The organism is Pseudarthrobacter sp. CC12 (genome assembly GCF_039907755.1).
GTDB lineage: Bacteria > Actinomycetota > Actinomycetes > Actinomycetales > Micrococcaceae > Arthrobacter > Arthrobacter niigatensis.
Genome location: NZ_JARDJH010000007.1, coordinates 97,768 through 119,069, shown reverse-complemented (window position 1 = coordinate 119,069; position 21,302 = coordinate 97,768). Strand labels below are relative to the sequence as shown.

Genomic DNA, 21,302 nt, shown 5'->3' with positions numbered 1-21,302 from the left:
GGTCACCCACGAGGAAAACGGGAACGCCCTACCAGCCACGGTTTCGCCCCCGGGCAGCGTCGTCCGGCGGAAAGTTAGGAAGTGTCAGCGTTGACAACCCGCACAGCTACCATTGCCGCAGCAAAACCCAGACCCCGGTCACAGTCCATCGCCATCACCGCGTTGTCCCTGTTGCTTGTCCTTTTCCTTGCGTTCTACACCTACCTCACCGGCCAGATCTCCAACGGCGCGGCCCAGCTCATGGACGGCGCCGAGCAGGCCGCAGCGGGAGCGTCGCAGCTCAAGGACGGTTCCGGCCAGCTGGCCGCAGGGGCCGGCGCCGCGAATAAAGGCGCCGTCCAGGTGAAGGACGGATCGGTCAAAGTCAAGGACGGCAGCACGGCATTGAACACCGGGGCCGCAGCCCTGCAGGCGGGCGCGGGGAAGATCTTTTCCGGGGTCCGCGACCAGCTCGCACCTGGGGTGGATAAGCTGCATGCCGGGACCACGAAGCTGCAAAACGACGTCCTGAACAAACTTGTTCCGGGTGTCTACCAGGTGGATGACGGCGCCCGGAAGCTCCAGGCAGGCGCCGTGGCCCTCTCAGCGGCACTGACTCCCACAGCTTCCGGAAACGCACCGAACAACCTTGCAGACGGCGCGGGGCAGCTGGCAGCGGGAGCGGGCCAGCTCGCGGGCGGCGCCGGACAGCTCGACGCCGGTGCCACCAGCTTGACCGCGGGGACCGCCGCGCTGAAGAACGGCACAGCCCAGTTGAAGGGCTACCCCGGCGCGGGCAACGACCCCACCAAGGGCGACGGACTCGCCGCGCTCAGCCAGGGCCTGGACCAGCTTGAAGCGGCCGCGAACGGTCCCCAGGGCCTGGTGCCCCTGGCGGTGATCAAGGACCAGATCGCCAAGCTGGCCGACGGCGGGCGCCGTGCCTATGCGGGAGCGGGCCAGCTTGACGCGGGGGCAGCAAAACTTAACGACGGCGCCGGGCAGCTTAAGGCCGGAACCGGCAGCCTGGCCGCCGGGGCCGGCCAGTTAAACGACGGGGCGGGCCGGTTGAAGGCGGGCTTCGCTACCCTGGCGGAAAAGCTCAATGCAACGGACCCGCAGAACCCGGGCGTCGTACTGGGCACGTCCATGCTGGCGGAAGGCACGGCGAAGATCAGGGTGGGAATGGATGGTGTCCCCGGCAACCCGGACAGCCCGGGCCTGATTTACGCGGCGAACAACCTGCAGGACGGCACCACCAAACTCAGCGCGGGAATCAACGGCGGCGGCGACCCGGAGAACCCGGGACTGCTGGCCGGAACCGAGGCGCTCTCGGACGGCACCGTTGCGCTAAGCCGCGGAACAGGTCAGCTGCAGGCGGGATCAGCCCAGCTCGCTGACGGAACCGGGCAGCTGGCCGACGGCAACGGCAAGCTTGATGACGGCTCGGGCAAACTGGCCGACGGCGCGGGGAAACTGGCCGACGGCAATTCAAGGATCGCCGCCGGCACGCAGGAGCTGCACTCCAAAGTGGCTGCTGTCTCTCCGTCGTCGTGGCTGGACAACCCTGTGGTCGCGCTGCTGCTGGTGGCACTTCTGGTGGCCTCCGCCGTGGGGGCCTACCTGCTCCTCCGCAGGCGTTCCCTGCGGCCCGCCGCAGCTACCTGACGCAGCGGGCCGACGGAGGGCGCGCCGACGGGCAACGACCGCGGTCCTGGGACAGGGCCGCGGTCGTTGTGTACGGAGGCTACTGCAGCAGCTGGGCCAGGGAGGCGACGATGCCGCCGTCGAAATCCTCGACGACCTCGCCCCCTCGGTTGAGCCACACGCCCACCAGGCCGGCCGCCGTCGAGCCCTCGGCATCCAGCAGCCGGTTATCGCCCACGTACAATGTCTCCGAAGCGGGCGTGCCCAGCTGCCTGACCCCCTCCAGGTACATTGCCGGGTGTGGCTTGGCCACGCCAAGCGTGTCGGTACCAACCAGGTGGACGATCCGTTCCAGTCCGGCGCCGTCCAGTTTCGCCCGCTGGTAATCGTGGACGTTGTTGCTCACTGCCCCGTAGGGGACGCCCGCGCTGTCGAGGACATCCAGCAGGGGCAAAACGTCGGGAAACGCCTTGACGTACGCGGGTTGCTTCTCCACGTAGGCGCTGAGCCACCGGTGGGATTCCTCACCGTCGGCCAGTTCCACGCCGAAGTGCCCCAGGGCCGCCCTGCCCCGCAGCAGGCGCTGTTCGTTGAACGTCAGCTCACCTGCAAGGTACCGGTCGTAGTAATGCGTGGTTTCGTGGGTGAAGATCCGGCCGAACCGCTCCCACCCGGCCTGGTCCAGGCCGGGGAGGAGGTGTTCACTGACCTCGCGCAGGGCGGTGGTCATCGAATATTCGAGGTCCACCAGGGTGTCATCAATGTCGAACAGGACGCCGCGGACAGCGCCGAAGGGCGTCTGCAGCACGCCGGTGCGGGCTTGGCTGGGAGCGGCCATCAGCCGCGGAAGGCGCGGAGCCGGCGCAGGGAGGACTCCTTGCCCAGGATCACCATGGACTCAAACAGCGGCGGCGACACGCGGCGGCCGGAAACGGCCGTGCGGACCGGGCCGAACGCGAGGCGCGGCTTGATGCCCATGTCTTCCACGAGGGCCTCCTTGAGTGCGGCCTGGATGTTCTCCGCCGTCCAGTCCGCCACCGGTTCCAGCGCGGCAAGTGCCGCATCCAGCACCTCGGAAAGGTTCGCGGGGAGGCCCTTGCGCGCGTCGTCGGCAACGTCGACGGCGTCGTCCGCCTTGAACAGGAAGGCCAGCATCTCCGGCGCTTCCCCCAGCAGCGTGATGCGCTCCTGGACCAGGGGTGCCGCTTCGGTGAGGATCTCCTCCTCGCGGTCGGTGAGGATCTCCCCCACCAGGCCGGCTTCGCGCAGGTAGTGTGCCACGCGGTCGCGGAAGTCCTTGGGTTCAAGCATCCGGACGTGGGTGCCGTTGATGGCTTCGGCCTTCTTCAGGTCAAAGCGGGCAGGATTGCCCAGGACGTCATGGATGTCGAAATGCTCAACGAGCTGCTCCACCGTGAAGATGTCCTCGTCTGCGCTGAGGGACCAGCCCAGCAGGGACAGGTAGTTCAACAGCCCCTCCGGAATGAAGCCCCGCTCGCGGTGCAGGAACAGGCTGGACTCGGGGTCGCGCTTGGAAAGCTTCTTGTTGCCCTGGCCCATGACGTACGGCAGGTGGCCGAATTCCGGCATGTACTCGGCAACGCCGATGGCGTAGAGGGCCCGGTAGAGGGCGACCTGGCGCGGCGTGGAGCTGAGCAGGTCCTCGCCGCGGAGCACGTGCGTGATGCCCATCAGTGCGTCATCCACCGGGTTCACCAGCGTGTACAGCGGTGCGCCGTTGGCCCGCACGACGGCGAAGTCGGGGACGGATCCTGCCTTGAAGGTGATGTCGCCGCGGACCAGGTCGGTGAACGTGATGTCCTCGTCCGGCATGCGCAGGCGAAGCACAGCCTGCCGGCCCTCGGCCCGGTACTGTGCCAGCTGCTCCTCGGTCAGGTGACGGTCGAATCCGTCATAGCCCAGCTTCGGGTCCCTGCCTGCGGCACGGTGGCGTGCCTCGATCTCCTCCGGAGTGGAGAAGGACTCGTAGATGAATCCGCCCTCGTGCAGCCTCTTGATGACGTCCTGGTAGATGTCGCCGCGCTGGGACTGCCGGTACGGCTCATGCGGGCCGCCCACCTCCACGCCCTCGTCCCAGTCGATGCCCAGCCACTTCAGCGCGTCGAGCAGCTGGTGGTAGCTTTCCTCGCTGTCGCGTGCCGCGTCCGTGTCCTCGATCCGGAAGACCAGCGTGCCCTTGGTGTGGCGCGCGTAGGCCCAGTTGAACAGCGCCGTCCGGATCAGTCCGACGTGCGGGGTGCCCGTCGGCGACGGGCAGAAACGGACCCGGACGGGAGTTTCGGCGGTGACGGGCGGGATGGAGGCGGCAGGTGACGAAGAAGCGATACTCATAGTGGCTTCAACTTTACCCGCCCCGCCGGGCCCCGATTTCCGCCCTCGGGCAGGGTGCTAGCGGCGGACGATCGGGTTGGACAGCCGGCCGATGCCCTCGATTTCCACCTCGAAGCGGTCGCCCTCCTTGACCAGCCCCACGCCGGCCGGCGTGCCGGTCATGATCACGTCGCCGGGCAGCAGGGTGAAGGCCTGCGACACTACGGAGACCAGTTCCCGCACGCCACGGATCATCTGGCTGGTGCTGCCGTCCTGGCGCACCTCGCCGTTGAGCCGGCCCTGGATCTGCAGGTCCTCCGTGTCCAGGTCGGTCTCGATCCAGGGACCCAGCGGGGCGGAGGTGTCGAAGCCCTTGGCGCGGGTCCACTGCAGGTCGGTTTTCTGCACGTCACGGGCAGTGAGGTCGTTGCCGCAGGTGTAGCCGAAGATGACGTCGTCCACGCGGTCTTCCGGCACATCCTTGCAGATGCGGCCGATCACCACGCACAGCTCAGCTTCGAAGGAGACTTCCTCGGAGAACTCCGGCAGCACTACGGGATCATTGGGACCAACGACTGCGGTGTTCGGCTTCAGGAACAGCAACGGCTGGGCAGGTACCTCATTGCCGAGCTCATGGGCGTGCTCCACGAAGTTCCGGCCCACGCCGATCACCTTGCTGCGCGGAATGATGGGTGCAAGCAGCCGGACGTCCTCCAGCTTGTGGCGCACGGACGTGCGCTCCACACCGTTGAAGAAGGGGTCGCCGTGGATGACAGTGATTTCCTCACTGCCTGGCTCACCTTCCACAACGCCGTACAGGGGATCGGAATCGACGACAAACCTGGCAATACGCATGGCTCCTACCCTACCGTCCCCGCAGGGCGGGCTGCCCTTCGCTTCCGCCGCCGCGCAGGTAGGAAAGCTGCGCTGCCACGGACAGTTCGGCCGCACGCCGGACGGAAGGGCCGACGTCGGCATAGACGGCGTCAGCCACCTCCCCTATGGACGCGTCCCGGCCCAGCCGGTCAAGCACGGCACGGATCTGCGCCAGCCGCTCCTCCCGGTGCGCCCGATAGCCGCGGGCCGCAGACTCCAGGGACGCCAGCACCGGGCCGTGCGCAGGAAGTACCGTGGCAGGCCCCAGGGACTCCAGCAGTTCCAGGGAGGCGAGGTAATCGCCCAGCGTCCCGTCCGGATAGTCCAGCACGGTGGTCCCCCGGCCAAGGATGGTGTCTCCCGTGAGCACCGACCCGTGCTGCCCGTCCGCCGGCAGGTGGAAACAGGCGGAGTCCGAGGTGTGGCCCGGCGTGGCTGCCACCAATATCTCCAGCCCTGCCGCCCGGATAACTTCCCCCGACGCCAGGGGTTCTCCCCCGCCATGGCAGTGGTTGGCATCCATTGCGCGGACTGGTGCGCCGGTGAGCCCGTGCAGACGCGCGGACCCCGCGGTGTGGTCCGCATGCCGGTGAGTGACCAGGACCAATTCGACGACGCCGGCACCGGCCAGTGCCTGCAGGTGCGGTTCATCGTCGGGTCCTGGGTCAACCACCACGACGGCGGACTGGCCGGGGGCGCGCAGGAGATAGGAGTTGGTGCCGTCCAAACTCATGGGGCCCGGATTGGGGGCAAGGAAGAATTGCGTAAGCGCGCTGCTCCGCTGCAGGACCGGGCCGGGATGGAAAGTCACTGACCCATCCTTGCATCAACGGCTGGTCCTCCCCAGCCCCTCACATCCCCGGCAGCGGAATAGAACGGCACGAGCTTCGGGTTGGCACCAAGGACAGCACCACGATCCCCAGCAGGAAGCCGGACACCACCCATGAGCACAGCATCACTGACAGACCTTCTCGCCCAGGCGGACGCCGACGGCCACGACCATTCGGTCACCGAAAAGGCCACGGGGCTGCTGCACATCCACAACCACGCCACGGGCAGCATCATCTGGTTCCCCACATGGAAGAAGTTCCGGGAAACCCGGGACTGGACCGATGCCGTCAGCAGCGTCGCCGCGGAACTGGCCGATGCCTCCGCTCCCGCGGACCAGGCCGGCTCGGCGCTGCTGGCGGCGGATCTGGAGACGCTGCTTGAAGAGGCTTCCCGGTCCAGCGATGCCAGCGCGTTCGTGCAGGAGAACCTCACCAGCCACCTGACCCGGACCTGGGCCATTGGCGACGCCGTCGCCAATGCCAACGGGAAGGACCTGTTTAACGGCGGCACCACTCCCTCCGTGTACGCCGGCTACCCCTACGACGTCTACGCCCAGGACGGCGGCGTCTTCGCCACCACGCTCTGGAACGACCTCATCGACGCCCGGCGCAACAGGGCCTTGGCGGAAGAGGCGGCCCGGAAGGCACTCAAGCCCGTGTCCCGCAAAGCCATGAAGAACGCTGCGCGGAAAGCCGCGCGCCGCTGACATCCTGCCGCCGGCAGGAACACGAAACGGCGCCTGCCGGACCAAAGTCCGGCAGGCGCCGTCGTGCGTTGAAGCTTGAAACTAGGCCAGCCGGGTGAGCCAGCCGTGGGTATCCGGCTCTGCGCCGGTCTGGATGCCCAGGAGCTTTCCGCGGATGGCCATGGTGACCTCGCCGGCCCTGGCGTCCTCGGAACCGATGAACTCGGTGGCGTCCTTCAGGACCCCGATGGGGGTGATCACCGCGGCCGTGCCGCAGGCGAAGACCTCGGTGATGTCCCCGGAGGCCACGCCGTCGCGCCATTCGTCCAGGGTGATCTTCCGCTCAGCCACCTCGCGGCCCATGTCCTTGGCCACCTGGATCACTGACATCCGGGTAACGCCTTCGAGGATGGTGCCGGTGAGGGCGGGCGTGGCCAGGGAGCCGTCCTTCATGACGAAGAACACATTCATGCCGCCCAGCTCTTCCACGGCGTTGTCGTTGGCCTGGTCCAGGAACAGCACCTGCTTGCAGCCGTTGGCCTCCGCCTCCTGCTGGGCGATCAGCGAGGCCGCGTAGTTGCCGCCGCACTTGGCGTCGCCGGTGCCGCCGCGGCCTGCACGGGCGTATTGGCGCGAGATCCAGATGGAGACGGGCTTGAGCTCGCCGCCGAAGTAGTTGCCGGCCGGCGAGGCGATCACCCGGAAGGACACTTCACGGGCGGCCCGGACCCCCAGGAAGGCCTCGGTGGCGATCATGAAGGGCCGCAGGTACAGGGCTTCGCCGTCACCGGAGGGCACCCATTCCTTGTCCACGGCAACCAGTTCACGGATGGCGCCAAGGAAGTATTCGGCCGGCAGTTCGGGCAGGGCAAGGCGGCGGGCAGACTTGTTCAGCCGCGCCGCGTTGGCCTCGGGGCGGAAGGTCCAGACGGAGCCGTCGGCGTGCCGGTAGGCCTTGAGTCCTTCGAAGATCTCCTGGCCGTAGTGGAATACGGCAGCCGAAGGGTCGAGGACGATCGGGCCGTACGGTTCGATCCGGGCATCGTGCCAGCCGCCGTTGCCGTCCGCGTCCACGCTGTAGTCGACGATGGCGGTGTGGTCGGTGAAGTAGTTGCCGAATCCCGGGTTTGCCAGGATGGCTGCACGCTCTTCGGCGGACTTCGGGTTCTCCGAGGGCTGCCGGGTGAATTCGACGCCATGGGCGGTCTGAGTCATGGTTCCTCCACGATCGGCCGCCCCGGGGTTCAGCGCTGAACGGCGAGGCGGCATTTGGTGATTCGAGTAAAGCTTACGCCCGAAGCCGGGGCCCCCGGCGTGGGCTAGAGTCCCGCGGCGATGGCGTCGCCGACGGCGCTGGTGCTGCGGGCCGTGCCATCGCGCTTTTCGACGTCCTGAACCACAGCGGCTTCGATCCGGCGTGCGGCTTCTGCGTACCCCAGGTGGTCCAGCAGGAGTGCCGCGGAGAGGATCGCGGCCGTGGGGTCGGCCTTGCCCTGGCCGGCGATGTCCGGCGCCGAACCGTGGACCGGCTCGAACATGGACGGCGCGGTCCGGTCCATGTTGATGTTGCCGGAGGCCGCCAGGCCGATGCCGCCGGTGATGGCGGCAGCGAGGTCCGTGATGATGTCGCCGAACAGGTTGTCGGTGACGATGACGTCGAAGCGGGACGGGTCCGTGACCATGAAGATGGTGGCGGCATCCACGTGGAGGTAGTCGTGGGTGACCTCAGGGAATTCCTGGGCCACGGCTTCGACGGTGCGCTTCCACAGGTGCCCTGCGAAGACCAGGACGTTGTGCTTGTGCACCAGGGTGACGTGCTTGCGTTCCCGCAGGCTGGCACGGCGGAACGCGTCGCGGACCACGCGCTCCACGCCGTGGGCGGTGTTCAAGGAAACTTCCGTGGCTACTTCATGCGGGGTGCCCGCCCGGAGCGTGCCGCCGTTGCCCACGTACGGCCCTTCGGTTCCTTCGCGGACCACGATGAAGTCGATGGTGCCGGGGTTGGCCAGGGGGCTGCCGACGGTTCCGTAAAGCCGGGAAGGCCTCAGGTTGACGTAGTGGTCCAGGCTGAACCGGAGCTTGAGGAGCAGTTCGCGCTCGATGATGCCGGACGGAATGCGGGTATCGCCGGGGGCGGCACCCACCGCGCCGAAGAGGATGGCATCGCGTGTCCTAAGGTCTGCGAGGACCCCGTCCGGCAGGGTCTCGCCCGTGGCAAGCCAGTGCTCGGCGCCGAGTTCGTAGTGGGTCGGCTGGAGCTCCACGCCCTCCGCCGCCACAGCCTTTTCCAGGACTTTGAGGGCCTCGGCGATGACTTCGGGGCCGATGCCGTCGCCGGGAATAACTGCAAGATCGATGGAGGATTTGCTCATATTTTCAGGGTAGCCAAGTCATCCATATGGTGGGCAAACCGTCCCACATTTCGGACACCTCGTCCGGAGTCGCCGGTGGAACGCAGCAGACGGAGCGAGATCAGCCCCAGGTATGAGGCACCCGCCACCGCAACAGCATAGAGTTCCGGGGTGGAATTACGGCACAAGGTTTATCACTGGCTCCGGGTTAACACTTTTCGGGTGGACTTGGTCTTCATGCTGGCGCTCCTGCTTTTCTGCGGCCCGGTATACCTCATGGCAGACCGCCCCTGGCACTTCGTGCTGTCCAGCGCCCTGGTGGTGCCGCTGGCATGGCGGCGCACCAGGCCGGTGCCTGCAGCCGGCGCCACTTTACTGGCATCCCTGGCGTTGTGGGCAACCGGGCTGGAGCCCCTGGCGGGATTGGTGGCTGTTCCGCTGATCATCTATGCCGTTGCCGCCTATGGTCCTGCCTGGGCCAGCCGGTCGGTCCTGGTCCTGGGCTTGCTGGGCGGGGTCCTGCTGACCAGTCGAAACCTCAGCAGCACAGCCCAGACCGGCGTGCTGGGCCTCACCATCAGCGCCGTGTACACCGTCCTGATCTGGATGCTGGTCCTGTTCAGCTGGACCCTGGGGGACCTGACACGCGTCCGCCGCCAGCAACTGCAGACCCTCGCGGACCGTGCCCGCCGGCTCGAAATCGAACAACAGCAGGAACGCTCCCTGGCCGCCGCCGATGAACGCGCCCACATCGCCCGTGAAATGCACGACATCGTGGCGCATTCCCTGTCCGTAATCATCACCCAGTCCGACGGTGCACGGTACGCCGCGGCGGCCAACCCGGCCGTGGCCACGAAAACGCTGGCCACCGTCGCTGCCACGGCACGGACATCGCTGGCGGAAATGCGCCGTTTGCTGGGCGTGTTGCGGCACGGCGATGAATCCACCACCCGCCCATTGCCCGGGCTTGCGGACCTTGATGACCTGTTCCAGGGGTTCCGCGCGGCCGGACTGCCGCTGGACATCGAACAGCTGGGATCGCCGCGGCGCACCCTGCCGGCGGGCGCCGAACTCACGGCGTACCGGGTCCTCCAGGAATCCCTGACCAACGTCCTCAAACATGCAGGCCCGCTGGCCCGGGCCCGGGTTTCGGTCCGGTGGCAGCAGCGGGGGCTCCAGATCGACGTGCACGACGACGGCCGGGGCGCATCTGCCGATCCCGCGGCAAGTGCCGGGGACGACGGAGGTAACGGGCTGCGGGGCATGCGGGAGCGCATCAACCTTTACGATGGTTCCTTGGTGGCCCGCCCGGCCGCTGGCGGGGGCTTTCAGGTTTCGGCCTTCCTCCCCTACACAGAGGCTTGAGCATGACTTTGACAGTAGAACGCGACGCTGCGTCCCCGATCCGGGTGGCGCTGGTCGATGACCAGCAACTCGTGCGCTCGGGATTGGGCATGCTGATCAATTCCCAGCCGGACCTTGACGTCGTGGCCGAGGCGGGCAACGGCCTCGAAGCACTCCAAGCCCTCGGCGCGGCAGCCGCCGACGTTGTCCTGATGGATGTGCGCATGCCGGGGATGGATGGCATTGAAGCCACCCGCCAGCTCATGGAACGCGCTGCTGCCGCTCCTGCCGGGTCCGCCAGGGCTGACCTTCGCGTTGTCGTCCTGACAACGTTCGACCTGGACGAGTATGCGCTGGCTGCCATCCAGGCCGGAGCCAGCGGCTTCCTGCTCAAGGACGCTCCGCCGGAGGAACTGCTGGACGCCATCCGGACGGTGCACCGCGGCGACGCCGTCATCGCGCCCTCCACCACCCGCCGGCTCCTGGACCACGTCGCGCCGCTGCTGCGCGCCCAGGGCAACGAACGCCCCGAAGACTACGCGGCCGTCGCACGGCTCACGGCCCGCGAGCGCGAAGTGTTCACCCTCATGGCACACGGGCGTTCCAATCCTGAGATCGCGGCAGGCCTGTTCGTCTCCGAAGCGACCGTCAAAACCCACGTGGGGCATATCCTGGCCAAACTGGGGGCGCGGGACCGGGTCCAGGCTGTCGTGATCGCCTACGAGACCGGCGTGGTCACCCCTGGAGGGTAGTTCCCGCAGCACCAAGGTCAGACCTGGGTATGAGCCTGCCGCCGGCAGGACCAGACCACCGGGCGATCCCCCGGCACGGAGGCCCGCCATAGCGTGGAACCATGACAACTTCCATGCATGCCCACCCTGCTTTGAACAGGGGAAACGCCGCTTCCTCCCCCGCCGTCCAGGCGCTGTCCCTCACCAGGAACTACGGCCGCGGCGCTACCCGGGTCAGCGCCCTGCGCGAGGTCAGCGTCAACTTCGACGCAGGCCGCTTCACCGCCATCATGGGACCCTCCGGCTCAGGCAAGTCGACCCTGATGCACTGCCTCGCCGGCCTGGACACCGCCGACTCCGGCCAGATCCTGGTGGGTGGGACGGACATCACGGCCTTGAATGACAAGCAGCTCACCACGCTTCGCCGCGACCGGATCGGTTTCGTCTTCCAGGCCTTCAACCTCGTGCCCACCCTGACCGCTGAACAAAACATCACCCTGCCGCTGGCACTGGCAAGCAAGGCCACCGATGCCGCCTGGTTCGACACGGTGGTTGCCACGCTTGGCCTTAGGGACAGGCTCCGGCACCGGCCGCACGAGCTTTCCGGCGGCCAGCAGCAGCGGGTGGCCGTGGCCCGGGCCCTGCTGACCCGGCCCGACGTCGTGTTTGGGGATGAACCCACCGGCAACCTTGATTCAACGGCTGGTGGCGAGGTCCTGGCACTGCTGCGCCGCAGCAGCCGGGAAATGGGCCAGACGATCATCATGGTCACCCACGATCCGGTGGCGGCCAGCTACGCCGACCGGGTGGTCCTGATGAGTGACGGCGGCCTGGTAGGCGAGATCGCCGAGCCCACAGCCGGGTCCGTCCTCGCTGCGCTCGGCAAGCTGGGAGGCTGAGCATGCTGCGCGTTGCCCTCTCGCAATTCCAGTCCCACAGCCGCCGGTTCATTGCCGTCGGCCTGGCAGTGATGCTGTCAGTGGCTTTCCTGTCCACCACCCTGATGGTTGGGGCCAGCACCCGGGCGTCGCTGGGCGCCAGCCTCGGCGAGGCCTACAGCAAGGCAGGCCTCGTCGCGCTCCCGGACACGGGGACCTTCGATGATGCCGCCCTGGCAGCGGTCCGTGCCGTGCCTGGCGTGACGGAGGCCTACGGCCGGCTGCAGGCCTACGCGGAGTTCACCGCCGGCGGCCAGGAGGTGTCCGCCCAGGCCCGGAACCTTGCGCCTGCGGCCCTGGAAACCGCCGCCGTGACCGACGGCGTCCTTCCGGAACGTGCTGACGGCGTCGCCGTGGACGGGGCCACGGCCGCCCGCTACGGGCTGCAGGTCGGCGACCCACTGCTCCTCAGGGGGCCGGACGGCGCCGTAACGGTGGCGATGACCGTCACCGGGATCCTGCGCGGCAGCAACGACCCCTTCGCCTCTGCCCTCCCCCAGGTCCTCGCGGGGACACCGGCCGTCAGCGCACTGGCAGCGGGGACACCGGGCCCGGGAGCCGGGACGGGCGATGCCGCCGGATACGGGAGCATCCAGCTCGCCCTGGCCCCGGGTGCGGACGCCGCCGAAGCCGGCCGGAACGTACTGGCAGCCCTTGCGGTCTCCGGCACCGGCGCCCGGGTCAAAACCGCGGACGAGCAGGTTACCGCCCAGGTGGCGATGATGACCGGAGGCCAGGACGAACTGACAATCATCCTGCTGGCTTTCGCGGGCGTGGCCCTGCTGGTCTCCGGCCTGGTGGTGTCCAACACCTTCGCGGTGCTGGTGGCGCAGCGCACCAGGGAACTGGCGCTGCTCAGGTGCCTGGGCGCGGGCCGGAGCCAGGTGCGCAGCTCGGTCCTGGCCGAAGCCCTGGTGGTGGGCCTGGTGTCGTCCGCGGCGGGCGTGCTCGCCGCGGTTGGCCTGATGGCAGCCCTGATCGGCTGGGCCGGGACGCAGCCGGACATGGCCTTCGCCACCATGGCCGTCCCGCCGTCGTCCGTCATCGCGGGGCTGGCAGTGGGTACTTTGCTGACCGTGGGCGCCGCCTTGGTTCCGGCGAAGGCGGCCACGGCCGTGGCTCCGCTTGCTGCACTCCGGCCGGCTGACGATGCCGGAATCGGGAACCGGCGCGGCCGCGTGCGGCTGGTCCTGGGCCTTGGCGCCCTGGCCCTCGGCGTCCCGCTGCTGGCGTTCGGCGCCGCGGCAGTGATGCTGGTGGTGGCTTTTGCCGGCGGCGTGCTGTCGTTCGTCGGAGTCCTGCTCTGCGCCACCCTGTTCGTGCCCCAACTGGTGGGCCTCGCGGGACGGCTGGCTGCCCCTGCAGGCGTACCCGGGAAGCTGGCAGCGCTCAATGCCGTCCGCAACCCGGCCCGGACCTCCGTCACTGCTGCCGCCCTGCTGATCGGCGTCACGCTCGTGTCCCTGATGATGACCGGGGCCGCCACGGCCCGCCAGGCATTTGACGACGCCCTCGCCGAGACTTACCCCGTGGATATGGCCCTTACCGGGGATGCACTGACAGACGCTGGGCGTGACGCAGCAGCACGGGTGGACGGCGTCGCAGCTGCAGCCCTGCTGCCGGCAGCAGGCACCATGCGCGCCGGGGACATGGAAGGTCCCGTCTACGCCCTTGACGCGGCGGAGGCCGGCCAGTTGCTCCGTGACACGACGATCACCCTGGAGCCGGGCAGGATCTACCTGCCGGAAGGCTCCCCGGCCGGCTCCGTTGAGGTCAACGGCACTGCCGGAACGGTCACTTTGGAAGCCGTGGTGCTGCGGACCCGCAACATCCCGGCCCTGGTGTCCACCGACACCGCCCGCCGGTTTGGCCCGCTGCGGGGAGTTTCCTCAGCAGACACCGCAGGAACCGATGTCACCGGACCGGCGGCAAGCGCCATCTGGCTGCGCCTTGCGGACGCTCCGGCCAACGGGCCGCTGTCCGCGGACCGGATCAGGGACATCCAGTCCGCTGTTGCCGGGGCAGCAGGCGTGTCTGTCGGAGCCGTCAGTGGTGCCGCCATAGAACGCGTCACCTTCAATGAAGTCATCGACGTACTGCTCCTGGTGGTGACCGGCCTGCTGGGGGTGGCGGTGCTGATCGCGCTGATCGGGGTGGCAAACACCCTGTCGCTGTCCGTGCTCGAACGGACCAGGGAGAACTCCCTGCTCCGGGCGCTGGGCCTTACCAAAGGCCAGTTGCGGGGGATGCTTGCCCTTGAAGCGGCCCTGGTGGCCGGCGTCGCGGCGCTGCTCGGCGCTGCGCTGGGAACCCTGTACGGGTGGCTGGGCGCCAGGTCTGCCCTCGGCAGCCTGGCCGAGGTCACGCCTTCCGTCCCCTGGCTGCAACTGCTGGGCGTGCTGGCGGTGGCCGTCGTCGCCGGCCTGCTCGCGTCGGTCATTCCTGCCCGGCGGGCGGCACGGCTGTCACCCGTCCAGGGGATCGCCGCCGCCTAGCGGCCTCGGCGCCCAAGGCTCCCGGAACGGAAAAGGGGCAGGTGCCGCGGAAACCCGCGGCACCTGCCCCTCTGCGCGCGCCGAAACCTCAGGCTTCGGCAGGTTCCTCGAACTTCGGGAAGACGGGGGCGGGGGCGGGCAGTGCGGTGCCGGGCTCGATGGGGGTGGCGATTGCCGCGAACTGCCTGGACCCGCCGTCGGCCTGGCCCAGCGCGTCCAGCAGCTTGGCGGATGCGCCGGGCATGACCGGCTGCGCCAGGATGGCCACGATCCGCAGGACCTCCAGCGTCACGTAGAGCACGGTGTTCATGCGCTCGACGTCGGTCTTCCGCAGCACCCAGGGCGCCTGCTCGGCGAAGTAGGCGTTGGTGTGGTGCAGTACGCCCCAGATTGCCTCCAGGGCCCGGCTGAACTCCTGCTTGTCGAAGGCGGCGCGGGCGGCGTCCAGCAGGCCGTTGGCCTGGTCAAGGATTGCCTGGTCTGCAGCCGTGAGCTCCCCGGGGGTGGGTACCGCGGCGTCACAGTTCTTCGCCACCATGGACAGGGACCGCTGGGCCAGGTTGCCGAAGTTGTTCGCGAGGTCCGCGTTCATCCGGCCCACGATGGCCTCGTGGTTGTAGCTGCCGTCCGCGCCGAACGGGACCTCGCGCAGGAAGAAGAACCGCACCTGGTCCAGGCCGTAGCGGGCCACGAAGTCCGCCGGCGCCACCACGTTGCCCAGGGACTTGGACATCTTGACCCCGTTGTTGTGCAGGAAGCCGTGAATCATGACCCGCCTGGGCAGTTCCAGCCCGGCGCTCATCAGGAAGGCGGGCCAGTAGATGGCGTGGAACCGGGAGATGTCCTTGCCGATGATGTGGACATCGGCGGGCCAGTACTTCCGGAACTTCTCCGAGTCCACATCGGGGTAGCCGACGCCGGTGAGGTAGTTGGTCAGCGCATCCACCCAGACATACATGACGTGCTTGTCGTTGCCGGGCACGGGAACGCCCCAGTCGAACGTGGTGCGGCTGATGGACAGGTCCTCCAGGCCGCGCTTGACGAAGCTGATGACCTCGTTGAACCGGTACTGGGGTGCGCCGAACTCCGGGTGGGATTCATACAGTGCCAGCAGCTTGTCCTGGTAGGCGGAGAGCCGGAAGAAGTAGCTCTCCTCGGCCGTCCACGTCACCTCGGTGTCCGTCTCTTTCGAGTAGCGCACGCCGTCGTCCTTCACCACCGTCTCATCCTCGGCGTAGAAGGCCTCGTCCCGGACGGAGTACCAGCCCTCGTACTTGTCGAGGTAGATGTCGCCGTTGGCTTCCATCTTCTTCCAGATGGCCTGCGAGGCCGCGTAGTGGTCTTCGTCGGTGGTGCGGATGAAGCGGTCGTAGCTGATGCCCAGGTCGGAATGCGCAGCCTTGTAGACCTCTGCGTTCCGGTCCACCAGTTCCTTGGGCGTGATGCCTTCCTTCTCCGCGGTCTGGGCAATTTTCATGCCGTGCTCGTCGGTGCCGGTCAGGAACATCACGTCATAGCCGTCCAGCCGCTTGAAGCGCGCCATGGCGTCGGTGGCAATGTACTCGTAGGCGTGCCCGATGTGCGGTACGCCGTTGGGGTAGGTGATGGCCGTGGTGATGTAGAACGGCGTTTTCTCTGGAGCAGTCACGGTGCGGACGGTTACCTTCGGTGCGGGGTGGGCGGACTAGATCAGTTCTGTCAGGGTATCGCTCAGGCGGACCAGCTCGTGGTCGTGCGAGGCCACCAGGACGGCGATGCCGTCGGAGGTGGTGTCCTTCAGGATGCTGATGATGCGGTTGGCGGAGGCACGGTCCAGGGAAGCGGTGGGCTCATCCACCACCAGGACCCGGGTGCCGAGGATCAGGGCCCGGGCAATGGCCACGCGCTGCCGCTCACCGCCGGAGAGCTGTGCGGGACGGTGCCGCATGCGGCGGCCCAGGCCCACCAGGTCCAGCAGGTCCTTGGCCATGTCGCGGCGCTGGTCCACCTCGCCGTCGGGAACGGCAGGCAGGAGGACGTTCTCCAGGGCGCTCATGCCGTCGATCAGGGCACCGCCCTGGTCGACGTAACCGATCAGGGCACGACGGCGGTCGGCGATTTCGTCGTCGCCCATGCTTTCGAGGGAATCGCCTTCCCAGAAGACGCGGCCCGACGTCGGCAAGGTAAGGCCCGCGCCGACGGTCAGGATGCTGGTCTTGCCGGAACCGCTTCGGCCGGCGACGCAGTGCATCTCGCCGGCGTGCAGGGTCAGGTCGAAGCCTTCCACCACGCTCACGGCTTCGGCGCCGCCCTTGCCGCCGCCATAGCGGATGGTGATGTCGCGCATCTCCAGCGGGGTGGCGTGGTCAGCCGACTTGACGATGGTGTTGGCCCGGGTCTGCAGGGGGACCTCGTTGGAGCCGCTCCTGCGGCTGCGCTGGACGTTCGTCGGGTTTGTCATTGGACCACTTTCGTTGCAATCGGTATCCAGCAAATTACAGCCACCAGCCCGGCTATTGCAGCCCAGATGGCTGCGTAGGGGGCCAGCAGCAGGCCGATGCCCAGGGCGCCCAGCACGCCCAGCGGCAGGGCCACGGTTCCCACCAGCGCGTTCTCGAACAACCGAACCTGGCGGAGCATGTCCGGGTTCCAGCCCATGGCCTGGAGGATGCCCAGGTACTGGCGTTTGGCGTTGAGCTCGAACCGGCCCGTCACCAGGGTCAGGACCAGCCCCACTGCCACGCCGGAAAGTGCCAGCAGGATGCTTGGGAGCGTCACGCTGGCGGCGGCCAGGCCGCTCAATGCGCTGGCACCGGCGGCGCGGGGAATATCGATCAGCAGGGCAATCAGGCCGCCCACTGCCGCGCCGAAGACACCGACCGCGACGGCGAGCGACAAGGTGTTGAACTTGTTGGTGCTCAGCTGCCGGTTGGCGAAGGTGAGCGGGGAATCGACGGGGATGAGGCGTTCGTCGTGCTGCGGTTCCTGGTCGATCACGTCGCGGTGGCGCAGCTGCCGGGCGGCGAACAGCGCTGCAGCGCAGTAGAGCACCAGGACGGCGGCGCACACCAGTGCGGTGGCCAGGCTCCAGCTCAGCAGGCTCAGCACGATGCCCGCGGCGGCAAGCAGCACGGCCCCGACGCCGAATTCCTCGAGTACCCAGCTTCGGATCCGGCGCTGGGTCCAGCCCATGGCCCGCAGGGTTCCAGCCTCACTGCGGCGTTTGCGGATGTAGCTCACAGTCGAGGCGCCGGTGAGGAGTGCCGCCCCGCACAGCGTCAGGAACAGGAGGGTGATGTTGGTTCCCGAAAGTGCCCCTGCCACGGCCTCCGCGGCATTCTGGCGGACCCAGGACTGCTGGACCGTGCCGAGAGCCGATTCCTTTCCTGCGCCGTCCTTGGAGTAGCCGGGAACGAAGATGCTGGTGTCTTCACGGGCGGAACCCGCCACCACGGTGGCGTCAAGGCCCATGTCCCGGATCTGCGCGGCGAGCTTCTCCACCTCAGGCTGGGCGTCCTTCCAGCTGCCCGGCGCCTTGGCGCGGACGCGGACGGCATCGATGACGGCGGCGTTCTGCTTGTAGCCGCGCGCGGCGGCGAGTCCGTAGAAGTCCGTGATGGCACCGGCGGACTGGCTGGCCAGTCCGGTGGCGCTGAGCGACGGCTTCAGCTCCGCGGCTGGAACGTCCTTGCCGGAGGCGTCCTTTGTCAGGGTAAACGGGGTGGGATCGTAGCCGCCCAGCGGCAGCTTGTTGACGTCGCCGGAGGCGGCCTCCACCGCGGCGGGGTCGAACGTACCGTAGACCATGGGCAGCGGCTGCGCAGACTGCTGCTGGCCGGTGGGCAGGTTGTCGCGGTAGGACCGCTCGTCAACCGGATTGCGCTGGGTCTGGTCGACCGGCGCGCCGTTGGACGCCTTGTCGGGAAGTCGGTTGACGGTGACCCAATCCCCGGGAACTGCCGTCTTGTCCACGGCACCGTTGGACGCGGTGTCTCCGTCTGTGTACTTGGGGGCGCCAGCGAAATTGGTGCTCCACTTGGCCGGAGTGTACAGGCCCGGGTTGAAGTTGCCGGTGGCGCCCAGCAGCGAGGAGTGGTCGGTCGAACCCGGCCAGGACAACACGAAGGGGTCCTTGGAAACAAACGGCAGGTAATCCTTGCCCAGGGATTTCGAGACGGTGCCGACGTCCTTGACGACCTTGCCGGCGTCGTCAATTTCCTCGATCTTGACGTTGTACTTCAGGTCCAGCGAGGTGCCGGAGCGCACGATCAGCGGTACCGCCTGCGAACCGGTGGTCAGCTGGCCGTTGCGCTTGGCCTGCTGGTACTGGGTCATCAGGGGCGCCCAGTACTTGAGCTTAACGCCCAGGAAGTCGGGGCCTTCCTTGAGCTGGTCCATGCTGATGCCGCTCGTGAAGAGGCCTTCCAGGTAGCGGCCCACGGCGCCGGCGTCGCGGGCATCAGCCGGCGGCGCCTTCTCCAGCGGAGCCAGGAAGTCGCCGGCGGAACCGAGGAGCGCCCGCTCGGCGGCAGGGTCCACGGCCACGACGGATTCGGTGACCTCGGGGGCCATCGGGAGTGCCACGGAGAGGTTGAAGAGGTTGTGCTCGGACCCGCCGGCGGGCGCAGGGAACTTGATGCCCGTCTCCCCTGCCGGCGCGGCGATGCGGATGCTGCTGCCGCCGGCGGCCTTCTCCTCGACGAGCTTCGCCTTGCCCAGCGTGCCCTCGGCCGTGGTCTTGAACAGGGTTTGCTCGGAGTTCCCGTCGGAGCTCACGGCGCTGGCGGTGAGGCGGTACTTCTTGGCGGCATCGGTCAGGACGGACTCCGCTGCCGGCCACTTGTCCGGGGCGGTGGCGCCGGCGGCCTGGTCCGCCGTGGCGGTGCCGGCCAGTCCGGCGTTGTAGCCCAGGTAATCCATGGCGTCGAGGCGGGGCGTCTCCAGGTTCTGGGTGACGCGCGAGACCAGGCTGATGGGGGCAGCCACGGACGTGCCGGACAGCTTCCGGATGGAGTCCAGCTGGTCGAAGCCGATGCCGCCCGCGCCGTTGGCGATTTCGGGCTGCAGAAGCGCCCCGGAGGGCGCCTTGGCCTGGACCAGGATGTCGTAGAGCCCCCTCGAGTTTTCATCGACCGTCCGGTTGAGCGCAGCCTGTGACTGGCTTTGGACGACGACCGACAAGCACATGGCTGCGATCAAGATGGCCGCGGTCAACAGCAGCACCCTGCTTCTGATGAACCTCTGGACGGCGTTCATGGAACTCCCTGAAACCTGGATTGCGTGCGCGCACTTCCGTCCCCCGGGCAGGCGTGGGCAATGACGGACGGATGTGCAAAAGGTATTGGCCGGCCTGCCGGCTACGGTCCTGAATAAGGACCCAGCCATTGTAAGCAGACCGGCCAATCATACGTGGATCCGCCGGGTCATACCCCCGCGGAGGAGCGGCTACGGCGTTTCGGCCGGTGTGTCGCGCTAGTCTTCCAGGTCCACTTCCCGGACCATCTCGGCGCCGATACCTGCCTTGATGGCGTCCAGCACCTGCTGCGGAACGGAGCTGTCGATGGTCAGCAGGGCGAGGACCTTGCCGCCCTCATCGGAGCGCGCAACCTGCATGCCGGCGATGTTGATGTTGTTCATGCCCAGGATGTGGCCGATGGTTCCGATCACGCCCGGCCGGTCGGTGTAGGCAACCACCACGAGGTGCTCGCTGATGGGGATTTCCACCTCGAACCCGTTGATGCCCACCAGCTTCTCGATCTGCTTGGGGCCGGTCAGGGTGCCCGCCACGGAGATCTGGCTGCCGTCGCTGAGGGCGCCGCGCAGGGTCAGGACGTTGCGGTACGACTCAGTGTCGGGGGTGGTGATGAGGCGGACATTGATGCCGCGCTGCTCGGCGATGACGGGTGCGTTGACGTAGGAGACCTGCTCGGTCACCACATCGGCGAAGATGCCCTTCAGCGCGGCGAGTTCAAGCACCTTGACGTCGAGCGAGGAGATTTCGCCGGCCACTTCGACGTCGAACTGGGTCAGGGAGGCGTGGGTCAGGGCGGTGAAGATGCGGCCCAGCTTCTCGATCAGCGGGATGCCCGGGCGGACGTCGGGGGCGATGACGCCGCCGGCGACGTTGACGGCGTCCGGCACGAGCTCGCCCGCGAGGGCCAGGCGGACGGACTTGGCCACGGAGACGCCGGCCTTTTCCTGTGCTTCGTCCGTGGAGGCGCCCAGGTGGGGGGTGACCACGACGTTGTCGAGCTTGAAGAACGGCAGGTCGGTGCTGGGTTCCTTGGCGAAGACGTCCACGCCGGCGCCGGCGATTTCGCCGTCCTGCAGGGCCGTGAAGAGTGCTTCTTCATCAACGAGGCCGCCACGGGCGACGTTGACCACGTAGGCGGTCGACTTCATCTTCTTGAACGCGTCCGCGCCCAGCATGCCCACGGTCTCGGGGGTCTTGGGCATGTGGATGGTGATGAAGTCGGACTGTGCCAGGAGTTCGTCCAGGGTGACCAGCTGCACGCCGAGCTGCGCGGCACGGGCGGAGGTGATGTAGGGATCGTAGGCAAGAATCTTGGTGTCGAAGCCCTTGAGGCGGGCCGCCACCAGGGCGCCGATGCGGCCCAGGCCGATGATGCCGATCTTCTTTTCGAACAGTTCGATGCCGGTGTACTTGGAGCGCTTCCATTCGCCGTCTTTGAGGGCGGCGCTGGCCTGCGGGATGTGGCGGGCCAGGCTGAGGATGTGGCCCACGGTGAGTTCGGCGGCGGACACGATGTTGGACGTGGGGGCGTTGACCACCATCACGCCTGCCTGGGTTGCGGCCTTGATGTCCACATTGTCCAGGCCCACCCCGGCGCGCGCGATGACCTTCAGGTTCTTGGCCGCGGCGATCGCTTCGGCGTCCACCTGGGTGGCGGAGCGGACCAGGATGGCGTCTACGTCGCTGATCGCCGAGAGCAGCTGGGAACGGTCTGCGCCGTCGGTCTGTCGGATTTCAAAGTCCGGGCCAAGGGCCTCGACGGTGGCGGGGGAAAGTTCTTCGGCGAGCAGTACTACGGGTTTTGACACGGCTGATCCTCTGCGTTGCAGTCCTGGGGATGGAAACAAGTCTAGGCGGACGG

16 protein-coding genes are annotated in these 21,302 nt (G+C 67.8%); 6 read left to right on the top strand and 10 right to left on the bottom strand.

All coding sequences use genetic code 11. The features are described from left to right. Positions 1 to 81: 81 nt before the first annotated feature. Positions 82 to 1,647: a hypothetical protein gene (locus PV772_RS08145; RefSeq protein ID WP_246857455.1), complete on the top strand. Its 1,566-nt coding sequence runs from the start codon at positions 82 to 84 to the stop codon at positions 1,645 to 1,647. A 79-nt stretch (positions 1,648 to 1,726) separates the two neighbouring features. Here PV772_RS08145 and PV772_RS08140 read toward each other — a convergent pair whose 3' ends face one another. The 4 genes from PV772_RS08140 to PV772_RS08125 are packed head-to-tail and all read right to left on the bottom strand — an operon-like array spanning position 1,727 to position 5,644. Beyond that, positions 1,727 to 2,464, bottom strand: a complete 738-nt coding sequence (locus tag PV772_RS08140) for an HAD family hydrolase (RefSeq protein ID WP_347885833.1) — start codon at positions 2,462 to 2,464, stop codon at positions 1,727 to 1,729. Then, on the bottom strand, positions 2,464 to 3,978 hold the full coding sequence (gene gltX, locus PV772_RS08135) for a glutamate--tRNA ligase (RefSeq protein ID WP_347885832.1): 1,515 nt from the start codon (positions 3,976 to 3,978) through the stop codon (positions 2,464 to 2,466). Before gltX ends, PV772_RS08140 begins: the two co-directional genes overlap by 1 nt. A gap of 57 nt (positions 3,979 to 4,035) precedes the next feature. Further along, positions 4,036 to 4,812, bottom strand: coding sequence for a fumarylacetoacetate hydrolase family protein (locus PV772_RS08130; RefSeq protein WP_056335278.1), 777 nt, complete (start codon positions 4,810 to 4,812; stop codon positions 4,036 to 4,038). Positions 4,813 to 4,822: 10 nt separating this feature from the next. Then, positions 4,823 to 5,644 carry an MBL fold metallo-hydrolase gene (locus tag PV772_RS08125; RefSeq protein WP_347885831.1) on the bottom strand — a complete coding sequence of 274 codons (822 nt, stop codon included), beginning with the start codon at positions 5,642 to 5,644 and terminating at the stop codon, positions 4,823 to 4,825. Between the two features lie 132 nt (positions 5,645 to 5,776). Here PV772_RS08125 and PV772_RS08120 point away from each other — a divergent pair, with 132 nt between their 5' ends. Then, positions 5,777 to 6,370: a hypothetical protein gene (locus PV772_RS08120; RefSeq protein ID WP_347885830.1), complete on the top strand. Its 594-nt coding sequence runs from the start codon at positions 5,777 to 5,779 to the stop codon at positions 6,368 to 6,370. An 81-nt stretch (positions 6,371 to 6,451) separates the two neighbouring features. Here PV772_RS08120 and PV772_RS08115 read toward each other — a convergent pair whose 3' ends face one another. Further along, a complete protein-coding gene (locus tag PV772_RS08115) occupies positions 6,452 to 7,564 on the bottom strand; it encodes a branched-chain amino acid aminotransferase (RefSeq protein ID WP_347885829.1) in 1,113 nt (370 codons plus the stop codon). 104 nt (positions 7,565 to 7,668) lie between these two features. Then, the gene (locus PV772_RS08110) at positions 7,669 to 8,721 is read right to left on the bottom strand and encodes a 3-isopropylmalate dehydrogenase (RefSeq protein ID WP_141181790.1); all 1,053 of its coding nucleotides are present in this window, start codon (positions 8,719 to 8,721) and stop codon (positions 7,669 to 7,671) included. A 150-nt stretch (positions 8,722 to 8,871) separates the two neighbouring features. Here PV772_RS08110 and PV772_RS08105 point away from each other — a divergent pair, with 150 nt between their 5' ends. The 4 genes from PV772_RS08105 to PV772_RS08090 all read left to right on the top strand — a co-directional run bounded on the left by PV772_RS08105 (position 8,872) and on the right by PV772_RS08090 (position 14,208). Beyond that, on the top strand, positions 8,872 to 10,065 hold the full coding sequence (locus tag PV772_RS08105; RefSeq protein ID WP_141181791.1) for a histidine kinase: 1,194 nt from the start codon (positions 8,872 to 8,874) through the stop codon (positions 10,063 to 10,065). Positions 10,066 to 10,067: 2 nt separating this feature from the next. Continuing rightward, the gene (locus PV772_RS08100) at positions 10,068 to 10,796 is read left to right on the top strand and encodes a response regulator transcription factor (protein ID WP_210411216.1); all 729 of its coding nucleotides are present in this window, start codon (positions 10,068 to 10,070) and stop codon (positions 10,794 to 10,796) included. Positions 10,797 to 10,897: 101 nt separating this feature from the next. Further along, on the top strand, positions 10,898 to 11,674 hold the full coding sequence (locus tag PV772_RS08095; RefSeq protein ID WP_141160117.1) for an ABC transporter ATP-binding protein: 777 nt from the start codon (positions 10,898 to 10,900) through the stop codon (positions 11,672 to 11,674). A gap of 2 nt (positions 11,675 to 11,676) precedes the next feature. Then, complete coding sequence (locus tag PV772_RS08090) at positions 11,677 to 14,208, top strand: ABC transporter permease (RefSeq protein WP_347885828.1); 2,532 nt, start codon at positions 11,677 to 11,679, stop codon at positions 14,206 to 14,208. 88 nt (positions 14,209 to 14,296) lie between these two features. Here PV772_RS08090 and metG read toward each other — a convergent pair whose 3' ends face one another. The 4 genes from metG to serA form a co-directional block, all read right to left on the bottom strand. Next, positions 14,297 to 15,856 (bottom strand): methionine--tRNA ligase, encoded by a 1,560-nt coding sequence (gene metG, locus PV772_RS08085; protein WP_347885827.1) that lies wholly within the window; start codon positions 15,854 to 15,856, stop codon positions 14,297 to 14,299. Between the two features lie 36 nt (positions 15,857 to 15,892). After that, a complete protein-coding gene (locus tag PV772_RS08080; protein ID WP_141160114.1) occupies positions 15,893 to 16,648 on the bottom strand; it encodes an ATP-binding cassette domain-containing protein in 756 nt (251 codons plus the stop codon). Next, positions 16,645 to 19,443: an FtsX-like permease family protein gene (locus tag PV772_RS08075; protein WP_347885826.1), complete on the bottom strand. Its 2,799-nt coding sequence runs from the start codon at positions 19,441 to 19,443 to the stop codon at positions 16,645 to 16,647. Before PV772_RS08075 ends, PV772_RS08080 begins: the two co-directional genes overlap by 4 nt. 216 nt (positions 19,444 to 19,659) lie before the next feature. After that, a complete protein-coding gene (gene serA, locus PV772_RS08070) occupies positions 19,660 to 21,249 on the bottom strand; it encodes a phosphoglycerate dehydrogenase (RefSeq protein WP_141160112.1) in 1,590 nt (529 codons plus the stop codon). Positions 21,250 to 21,302: the final 53 nt, after the last annotated feature.

What these genes read in the sequence shown, in the direction of transcription:
- PV772_RS08095 (WP_141160117.1), top strand. Translation starts at nt 10,898, where the DNA reads ATGACAACTTCCATGCATGCCCACCCTGCTTTGAACAGGGGAAACGCC.
- PV772_RS08075 (WP_347885826.1), bottom strand. Translation starts at nt 19,443, where the DNA reads ATGAACGCCGTCCAGAGGTTCATCAGAAGCAGGGTGCTGCTGTTGACC.
- PV772_RS08090 (WP_347885828.1), top strand. Translation starts at nt 11,677, where the DNA reads ATGCTGCGCGTTGCCCTCTCGCAATTCCAGTCCCACAGCCGCCGGTTC.
- PV772_RS08140 (WP_347885833.1), bottom strand. Translation starts at nt 2,464, where the DNA reads ATGGCCGCTCCCAGCCAAGCCCGCACCGGCGTGCTGCAGACGCCCTTC.
- PV772_RS08115 (WP_347885829.1), bottom strand. Translation starts at nt 7,564, where the DNA reads ATGACTCAGACCGCCCATGGCGTCGAATTCACCCGGCAGCCCTCGGAG.
- PV772_RS08130 (WP_056335278.1), bottom strand. Translation starts at nt 4,812, where the DNA reads ATGCGTATTGCCAGGTTTGTCGTCGATTCCGATCCCCTGTACGGCGTT.
- gltX (WP_347885832.1), bottom strand. Translation starts at nt 3,978, where the DNA reads ATGAGTATCGCTTCTTCGTCACCTGCCGCCTCCATCCCGCCCGTCACC.
- PV772_RS08080 (WP_141160114.1), bottom strand. Translation starts at nt 16,648, where the DNA reads ATGACAAACCCGACGAACGTCCAGCGCAGCCGCAGGAGCGGCTCCAAC.
- PV772_RS08120 (WP_347885830.1), top strand. Translation starts at nt 5,777, where the DNA reads ATGAGCACAGCATCACTGACAGACCTTCTCGCCCAGGCGGACGCCGAC.
- PV772_RS08110 (WP_141181790.1), bottom strand. Translation starts at nt 8,721, where the DNA reads ATGAGCAAATCCTCCATCGATCTTGCAGTTATTCCCGGCGACGGCATC.
- PV772_RS08100 (WP_210411216.1), top strand. Translation starts at nt 10,068, where the DNA reads ATGACTTTGACAGTAGAACGCGACGCTGCGTCCCCGATCCGGGTGGCG.